We start from the raw sequence: 1,344 nt of genomic DNA, 5'->3' as shown, positions 1-1,344 counted from the left end.
TCTCCCGAATTCGTCAGTTAATCTGATGATGTCGTCTTCGCCGAGGTATGATCCGGTCTGGACCTCGATCATTTCGAGTGTGATCTTTCCGGGGTTTGCAAGGCGATGGACCTCGCCCTGGGGGATGTAGACGGATTCGTTCTCGCGCAGGGTCCTCACGGTGTCGCCGACCGTCACCTCGGCGGTGCCCTTCACGCAGATCCAGTGTTCCGAGCGGTGATGGTGCTTCTGCAGCGACAGCTTCTTGCCCGGCGTCACGAACAGCCGCTTGACCTGGAACCGGTCGCCGTTCAGCACCGACGTATAGCCGCCCCACGGCCGGTAGGCGGTCGGATGCGTCTGCGTCAGCCCGGCCGTCGCCTGCGCCGCCGCCAGATGCCGCACCAGCGCCCCGACGTTCTGGCTGTCGTCCAGCCGGCCCACATACACCGCGTCCTCGCTGGCGATCACCGCCACCCCGTCCAGCCCCTGCACCGCAAGGTGGCTGGTGCGCGACATCACCAGCGAGTTCTTCGTGTCCACCAGCGTCGCCCGGCCGGAGGCCACGTTGCCGGCCGCATCGCGGGCGCCGAGCTTCCACACCGCATCCCAGCTGCCCAGGTCCGACCAGGTGAACGACGACGGCACCACCGCCGCATTGGCGGTCCTTTCCATGATCGCATAGTCGACCGAGATGTCCGGGCTGGCCGAAAACGCCGCCGCGTCCAGGCGGGTGAAGTCGAGATCGCCGGACGCCTTCGCCACCGCCGCGCGCGCCGCCCTGTCCACCTCGGGGGCGAAGGCGGCCATCTCCTGCAGCACCTGCCCGGCGGTGAACATGAAGATGCCGGAGTTCCAGGCGAACCCGCCGGCCGCCAGCATCCGCTCCGCCTCGGCCAGCGCCGGCTTCTCGACGAAGCGCCGCACCGCGTGGGCGCCGGTCGGCAGCGCCTCGCCGATCTCGATATAGCCGTAGCCGGTGGCCGGTTCCGTCGGCGTGATGCCGAAGGTCACCAGCCGGCCCGACAGCGCCGTGCGGTGGGCGATGCCGATCGCCTCCGCATAGGCGCCGTCGGCGACGATCTCGTGGTCGGAGGCCAGCACCTGCAGCACCGCCTCCTCGCCGAAGCGGGAGGCCACGTAGGCCGCAGCCGCTGCCACCGCAGGCGCCGTGTTGCGCGCCACCGGCTCCAGCACGATGCCCGACAGCCCGATGCCAAGCTCGCGCGCCTGCTCGGCCACGAGGAACCGGAACTCCTCGTTGGTGATCACCACAGCCGCCTCGTACAGCGCCGGATCGGCTACCCGCGAAAGCGTCGCCTGGAACAGCGTACGGTCCCCCACAAACCGGATGAACTGCTTCGG

At 69.0% G+C, this 1,344-nt stretch carries 1 protein-coding gene; it reads right to left on the bottom strand.

The features are described 5' to 3' along the window. Positions 1-1,344: mannose-1-phosphate guanylyltransferase/mannose-6-phosphate isomerase (locus tag ACFFP0_RS29725; protein WP_377265838.1), on the bottom strand; the 1,344-nt coding region annotated here is incomplete at both ends.

Source organism: Neorhizobium puerariae (assembly GCF_042429745.1).
GTDB classification, from domain to species: Bacteria; Pseudomonadota; Alphaproteobacteria; order Rhizobiales; family Rhizobiaceae; genus Neorhizobium; species Neorhizobium puerariae.
Note: the sequence above shows the minus strand (reverse complement) of the source record. Positions and strands in the feature narration are given on the sequence as shown.